Source organism: Sphingomonas sp. GW821-FHT10F11, assembly GCF_058809095.1.
The window spans coordinates 167,954-174,547 of the sequence record NZ_JBXASH010000009.1; the positions used below are offsets into that span (position 1 = coordinate 167,954).

The 6,594-nt window shown below is 67.6% G+C and carries 9 protein-coding genes; 3 read left to right on the forward strand and 6 right to left on the reverse strand.

What is annotated here, in order from left to right; all coding sequences use genetic code 11:
• The first annotated feature begins 110 nt into the window (after nt 1-110).
• Nucleotides 111-1,295 (forward strand): glycosyltransferase, encoded by a 1,185-nt coding sequence (locus AC1RT8_RS21715; RefSeq protein ID WP_493078258.1) that lies wholly within the window; start codon nt 111-113, stop codon nt 1,293-1,295.
• On the opposite strand, the gene AC1RT8_RS21720 is transcribed toward AC1RT8_RS21715, so the two are convergent.
• Both AC1RT8_RS21720 and AC1RT8_RS21725 read right to left on the reverse strand, forming a co-directional pair.
• Nucleotides 1,234-1,677, reverse strand: a complete 444-nt coding sequence (locus tag AC1RT8_RS21720; protein ID WP_493078259.1) for a hypothetical protein — start codon at nt 1,675-1,677, stop codon at nt 1,234-1,236. The genes AC1RT8_RS21715 and AC1RT8_RS21720 overlap by 62 nt on opposite strands.
• 22 nt (nt 1,678-1,699) lie before the next feature.
• The gene (locus tag AC1RT8_RS21725) at nt 1,700-2,029 is read right to left on the reverse strand and encodes a hypothetical protein (RefSeq protein WP_493078261.1); all 330 of its coding nucleotides are present in this window, start codon (nt 2,027-2,029) and stop codon (nt 1,700-1,702) included.
• Between the two features lie 223 nt (nt 2,030-2,252).
• On the opposite strand from AC1RT8_RS21725, the gene AC1RT8_RS21730 reads away from it, so the two are divergent.
• Both AC1RT8_RS21730 and AC1RT8_RS21735 read left to right on the forward strand, forming a co-directional pair.
• Complete coding sequence (locus tag AC1RT8_RS21730) at nt 2,253-2,762, forward strand: nuclear transport factor 2 family protein (RefSeq protein ID WP_493078262.1); 510 nt, start codon at nt 2,253-2,255, stop codon at nt 2,760-2,762.
• A gap of 140 nt (nt 2,763-2,902) precedes the next feature.
• On the forward strand, nt 2,903-3,571 hold the full coding sequence (locus tag AC1RT8_RS21735) for a DUF4893 domain-containing protein (RefSeq protein ID WP_493078264.1): 669 nt from the start codon (nt 2,903-2,905) through the stop codon (nt 3,569-3,571).
• Nucleotides 3,572-3,635: 64 nt separating this feature from the next.
• Here AC1RT8_RS21735 and AC1RT8_RS21740 read toward each other — a convergent pair whose 3' ends face one another.
• The 4 genes from AC1RT8_RS21740 to AC1RT8_RS21755 form a co-directional block, all read right to left on the reverse strand.
• Nucleotides 3,636-4,202, reverse strand: coding sequence for an outer membrane protein (locus AC1RT8_RS21740; protein WP_493078266.1), 567 nt, complete (start codon nt 4,200-4,202; stop codon nt 3,636-3,638).
• A 232-nt stretch (nt 4,203-4,434) separates the two neighbouring features.
• Nucleotides 4,435-5,352, reverse strand: a complete 918-nt coding sequence (locus AC1RT8_RS21745; RefSeq protein WP_493078268.1) for a lipase family protein — start codon at nt 5,350-5,352, stop codon at nt 4,435-4,437.
• A 158-nt stretch (nt 5,353-5,510) separates the two neighbouring features.
• Nucleotides 5,511-5,912 (reverse strand): CHRD domain-containing protein, encoded by a 402-nt coding sequence (locus AC1RT8_RS21750; protein WP_493078270.1) that lies wholly within the window; start codon nt 5,910-5,912, stop codon nt 5,511-5,513.
• 136 nt (nt 5,913-6,048) lie between these two features.
• Entirely contained in the window at nt 6,049-6,300 is a 252-nt protein-coding gene (locus tag AC1RT8_RS21755) for a hypothetical protein (RefSeq protein ID WP_493078272.1), read from the reverse strand.
• Between the last annotated feature and the right edge of the window lie 294 nt (nt 6,301-6,594).

A 6,594-nucleotide genomic window follows, 5' to 3' on the forward strand; every position in this document is an offset into this window, starting at 1 on the left:
ACCGAGAGGCCGATGCGGAGATAGGCGGGGTTATACCTAAGCGCCGTTACCCTCGTTCCCGGCGCAAACCGCGATTGTCGCCCGGCGTCGTTTGTTGCAGCCTCTCGGCGATGCCCGCCCCCGATCCCGCCAGCGTCCTCCTGGTCACCTTGCTGGATCCCGACGCCCCGCCCGGCGGACGGGAGCTATTGTGTCGGCTCAATGCCCAGGCGCTGATGGGCGTGTTCGACGAGTCCCTGACAGTGCACCGGCTGGCGAGACGATCCGGCCTGAGCCTGATCCAGGCCGTGCGCGGGCAGCCCGGGCTCGACCCACGGGAAACCGCGCGCGTCATCGCCCGGGTCGGCGAGGTTGCCGCGGGGCAGGTATTCGTTGACGGCTCGAGCCTCGGGCACCTGGTCGCGCCGATCAAACGCGCCTTTGCGCAGGTCCGGGTGGTGACCTTCTTCCACAATGTCGAGGCGCGCTTCTTCCTGGGCGCTGCCCGGGCGAAGCGGACCGCCCTTTCCCTCGCGCTTCTCGCCGCGAACTATGCCGCGGAGCGCAAGGCGGTGCGCCACAGCGATGCGATCATCTGTCTGTCGAGGCGCGACAGCGAGACGCTGCGGCGACTCTACGGGCGCGGCGCCGATTATCTGTCGCCCATGGCGCTGGACGATGCCCTTCCCTCGCGTCCGGCGATCGCGCCATGCCGGGAACGGTATCTGCTGTTCGTCGGCGGCGCCTTTTACGCAAACCGGCAGGGAATCGAGTGGTTCGCACGCGAGGTCGCGCCCCAATCGCCGCTGCCTACCGCGATCGTCGGACAAGGCATGGAGGCGCTGCGGCAGGAATTCGGCGAATCGCCCAACCTTCGGATCATCGGTGCCGTGGACGATCTCGCGCCCTGGTATCTCGGCGCGCAGTGCGTGGTCGCGCCGATCTTCGACGGATCGGGCATGAAGACCAAGGTCGCCGAGGCGCTGATGTTCGGCAAACGCATCATCGGCACGGCCGAGGCCTTTTCGGGCTATGATCCCGCTGTCGCCGCAGCCGGCTGGTTGGCCAGGGATGCGCCCGGCTTCCTGGCGGCGATCGGGCAAGCGGCGGAGGCCGACCTGCCGACGTTCGATCCGGCGATGCGCGCGCTGTACGACGCCTCCCACTCCCTCGCCGCCGCGACACGTCGCATGGCTGGGATCATGCTGCCGGCATCATCCCGTCGCACCGCCTCGGTCGCGGCGCGATCGCCGATCACCAAGCTTCCGGCATCGGGGGCCGTGCTTGCGCCTGTCTCGCCATCCGGAAGGCAATGAGCCGGCCGGCCGTCAGCGCCCATTCGGACAGATCGTCCGGCATCCAGGTTACCGCGCGCTTGTCCAGGCCCAGCACCGCCAGCACCCGGTCCAGCGTGGCCGAGTGGCCCATCGCCGCGGCTTCGCCGCCATCGATGGCGATCACGGTCCCGTAAAGGGGATGGCCGTTCGGGCCCTGGTCAAGTTCCCGGATCAGGATCGGCGTTTCCGCCGGCCCCAGGGCAAAACCGGTCACCCGGCCCAGCCCGTCCTCCTCCCATCGCTCGAGCTCGACGCCGAGGCGGCGGGCGAGTTCGGGCGCGCGACAGGTGATCGTCGCCAGGTCCCAGTCCAAGCCGCTGGGAAAGCGGAAGTCGCGAAGCTGCTCGATGCCGACGCTCATGTCCCGGCCCCTCTTTCCGGTGCTAGGCCGCGTCCTGCGCGCGTTCCCGCCGCTTGATCTTGCGGATCTCGGCCAATTGCCCCTGTACGATATCGAGCGCGTCCTGCTCCTCGGCGCTCAGCCCCTGCGGGTCGACCCGCCGGATCAGCACCTCGAGCGCATCGCCGATCCGGCCGAGCTGGCGGCCATAGCTGCCGACCTCGTCCAGGACGTCCTGCTCGATATCCGGCCGGGGCGTGGCGCCGAGATCGATGTTGATGAAGCCGAACTGAGCGCCCTGCTGGTAGAAACTCATCGGGTTGATCGCCTGCCACAGCTTGTCCGGCGCCAGGGAGAATTGGAACGACTTCATGCGGTGCCTCCATCGCAGGATCGGAGGACAGGATAACCCGGATTTGCCGCGGCGCAGCATGGCTTGCGACGAAAGTCCGACCGGCGTGCGATCACCAGAGAAGCCAGGCCGCCTTAAGGGGCAGCCCAGCACTTGCCTGGTCGCGCCATCTTCCCTTTTCGGACGCTTGACCCGAATCGCATCATGTGTATGATATACATAATACACCAAGAAGGCATGCCTCATGTTTCTCGCGTTCGCCCTTGCCGCAGCCACGCCCGCGCAGGCTGTCGTCGTGCCGGCTAGCGGTGCCGAACTGACCAGGGAGATTCGCGCGCGCGATGCGGAATTCTTCCGGCTGTTTTTCGAAGGCTGCGATTCCGCACGGCTCGCGACGATGCTCGCACCGGATTTCGAAATGTATCACGATCGCGACGGGCTGGTCGCGCACTCGGCGGCGCCTTTCCTGGCGCAATATGAAAAGGCCTGCGCTGCCCGTCGCGCACCGGACAGCTGGCGCTCCCGACGCGCGCTGGTCGAGAGCTCGCTTCATGTCGAGGCGATCCCCGGCCTGGGCGCGATCGAGGAGGGCGACCATGATTTCTACGAACGGAAGGGGGACGGGCCGGAGGACAGGGCAGGCACCGCCCATTTCGTCCAGCTCTGGGTGAAGGGCGCCGATGGCTGGCGGCTCTCGCGGGTCTTCAGCTATTCCCATCGCGCCGCCGATCCGGCCGGACAAAAAACGCCTTGAGCGGCAATGGCGCCGAGCGGCGCGATGCCGGCCACCAACCAGCACCATAGCGGCTTATTTTCCGTCAACCACCGCAACGCACCCCTCCTTAAACCGTCTCCGATCATGTAGATGAAGGCCGTCCAACCGGGGGAAGACTCATGCGCCGCGACGCTCGCCTCTTCCTGCTCCTGCTCGCTGCCGCGCTCGGCGGGTGCGCGTCCATGCGGGCGCAGCGGCCGACAGCGATCGTCGACCTGCCCCCGCCCTCCGACAAGCAATGGCAGCGCCTGATCGTCGGCGAGGATGCGGATCGACTGGCGACGTTCAGGGCGCTGTGGTCGACCGCGCTCGCTGCCGCGAAACCGCGCTTCGCCGGCGCAGTGGCGCGGGAGGGCGCGCTGCTCGACCCCGCCCGGGCGCTCGCCCATCCCGCACTCCCGCCGGGCTCCTATCGGTGCCGCGTGGTGAAGCTCGGCGGGGAAGGCCGGCGCGTGCCCGCCTATCGCACCTTCCCCGCGACCTTCTGCTATGTCGGTGGCGAGAGCGAGGGCCAGTCCTTCACCAAGCAGACCGGCAGCGAACGGCCTTCGGGCTGGCTCTATCCGGATGACGGCAACCGCTTCGTCTTTCTCGGCGGCTATGGTCTGGGCGAGGCCAAGGCACCGATTTACGGCGCCGTGCCCGCCCAGAGTGCGCTAGGCGTGATGGAGCGGATCGGCCCGTTCCGCTGGCGGCTGACGTTGGCGCCCGTCGACAAATCGGCGCTGCTCACCGTCTATGAGATCATCCCCGTGCCGGCCGAGTTCCAGCTCGCCGAGGGGAAATAGCCCCAATGCAAAGAGCGGGCGCGGCCATCGCCGCACCCGCCCTCTCCTTACGAGCCGAAACCGCTTAGAAGCCCTTTACGAGCCCCGCCATCGGCCGAACGCTGTGCGCCGAGCCGAAGGTGTTGACCTCGCCGCGCACGCGGATGCCGCTCTTGGTGCCGACCTCGACGCCGGCGCCATAGGTCATCGCGTGATAGTCGCGGCTATTGTCGCCGAACTTGTCGAAATTGACCCACTGATAGCCGACCTTGCCGTAGAACAGGCCGTTCTGGCCCGCCCGGACGCCGACCCGACCGGCCGCGCCATATTCCCAGTCGATATCGCCCGAGACGCCCTTGGCGGCATTGCCCTCGGCACCGACGAACAGCGGCCCGACGACGTTCAGATTGACGCCCGCGACGCCCTGGACAAGCGCCCCATTCAGCCGGTCGTTGCGGTTCGGCGACTGCGGGATGCCAGCGTTGCGCTCGTTATCGAACTGCTCCCAGCCGCCCGTCACGCCGACATAGGGCTCGATCCGGGAGGAGCGAGCGCCGTCCGGTGCGGTGTCTGCCTGCCCGTTGTCCTGCGCGAAGGCGGGGACGGCGACGAATGCGGCCGCCGCGGCGGTCACGATGAAAAGCTTACGCATGGTGTACACCTTTGTTGTTACTCCCCGGCTGCCGGACGCCTCGCGCATGCCGACATCGCCGAGGTCCGTCCCAACCCCTCAATCCGGGAGCCGTTGCACCGCGGGGCAAATAAGCCCGGCCCAGGCCGATAATGCGGCTTTCGGGCAACGGTTTCTGTCGCTCCGATGAACGAAACGTGGCATAATCAGCCATTTTCAGGCAGTTGCATGGCGAAGTTAAGCAGCGCGCGACTCAGCGACGACCGTGGCCGCAAGCGGTCTCCCCGATACAGATGAGCTGGTCATAGCCTGATCGCGGACCGATCGCGTGCGCTGCCAACGCCGCCGGGGTCAGCGCCCGGAGATCGAGCCCGCGCCACGAGACCAGGCGCCCGATATGGCCGAGCCACGCGTTCAGCCACCCCCGCGCGGGCGCACCGCTGACGCGCAGGCCGACCGGATGATAGTCGCTTGCCGTCGGCGTCGGCCCGAACTGCCGCGCCACCACGCGTACCCAGCGCGGCGTCTCCGGTCCCGGCGGCAAATGCGGCACGGGATCGGACGGCACCTCGTAGCGCAGGCAAGCGATCCGCGTCGCCGCATAGTGCCGCGCGAAGGCACCGTTGCCGGCCCGCGCCGCAGCGATCGTCGCCACGCTGAGGGGCATGTCGCCCCATTCGGGCAGCTGGCTCGCGCGCCACGCCGCAAGATTCGCCAGCGCTCCGCCCTTGCTGTGGCCGGTCAGGAACAGATGCCGCTGCGCCCGCCCGTCCATCAGATTACGGACCAGCAGGCCGCGCACCAGACTCAGCACGCCGGGCGATCCCTCGGCATCGGCCCATAGCCGCCGCATCGATTCCGCAAAGCCCAGATGCACGCCGCCGGGATAATCTTGTGTCTCGACACAGACGGCCAGGCCGTCATTCAGCCAGTCGAGCAGGGTCGCCCAACCATCATGGCCACCATCGAACGCGATCGGCAGCGATCCGCGGAATGCCACCACCACCCCGTCCGGAACGCGGCCGACCAGCGCCTGGTCGATCGACCGGTGACCGATGGCGCCGGCGCGGCGCACCACGACCGGCGGCTCGATCCAGCCGACACGACCGTGCGCCTCCCCGGAGTCGGGTTCATAGGCTTGCGACGATGCATAAAGCAGCCGGCGTTTCATGCAGTCCTGCACGGGCGATCCTCCTGATCGCCGTTCGACCATCCGGGCACCGCGCCCGCCATTCAGGCCAATCCCGCTAAGGGATTCTCCGCAAAGGATATGAATCCGGCCCCGGAATCGCCCCCGAGGGCCGGTTTCATGCTCGATATGTCAGCCTTTTATTTGCCGAGCTGGCCCCGGATCGCGCCCTTGGGGAAAGTCGCGTTGTGGACGTTGACATAATAGTCGCCCGGGCTCGCGGCGATTGCTGCGGAGACCTCGGCGGTCACCGGCTTGCAGCCTTCGGAACTGCCGCTGGTCGGCGGGTCGAACGGCACCACCACCGGGCCGGAGGCGCCCGCGGCACCCTTGTGGATATGTGCCATCGTCGCCGGCTCGATGCCGGATACGGTGAGCTTGTAGCAGACTTCGTTCTTGTTGGTATCGACCGTCACGGTTGCGGTGCCGGTGCCGTCGGCGTCGGTGTCCGCGTTGCCCGCGAGCGTCGCCTTGAGCGAGACGGGATCGGCGGCGAGTGCGGGCGTCGCCGCCATCGCCGCTGCGAGGGTGAGCAGGATCATTCGCATCGCGTTCTCCTAGATCGTCCATGCGCCCGGCCGGCGCGACACGCACCAGGCCGTCGCTATGACGGCGCGGTTGTGAGCCCGAGGCAATCGCCGGTCAATGTGGGAGGGCGCATGCACATATCGGCTCGTCTCATCCGCGCGGCGAGTTCGGGGCTTCCGGCGGGACAATGTCGACGCTGCTCAGCAGCCGATCGTAGCGCGAACGGTCGGCGTCGCTGATCCCATGGGCGATCACCATGCCAGAGGTCACGCCGAGCGCGACGATCAGGCCGATGCGCAGCCAGGGCCCGCGCGGGCGCGCCTCGGGGTCGGGCCCGCTGTTCCAGTCCCGCGCCCGCCGCTTGCGGACCTCCGCCCGGTGCCATTGATAATCGTGTGCCATCGCCCTCGCCCTTTGCGCACGAGCGGTTTTCTAGCGCGGCAATGGTAACCCGATTGCTAAGCCATGGCCTCGACTCGACGAAAAAAGCCGCCAAGTTCAATCCGTTCGTCGCATTCCGGAGCGATCAAGCCCGCGCGCCCTCGACGACGCCGCCCGAGTTGTGTCGGAGTGCCTTGAGGACGGTGTCGACGATGGCGTCTGCATCGAGGCCTGCTTGGGCATATTGCTTTTCGGGCTTGTCCTGGTCCTGGAAGATATCGGGCAGGCGCATGGTGCGGATCTTGAGCCCGGCAT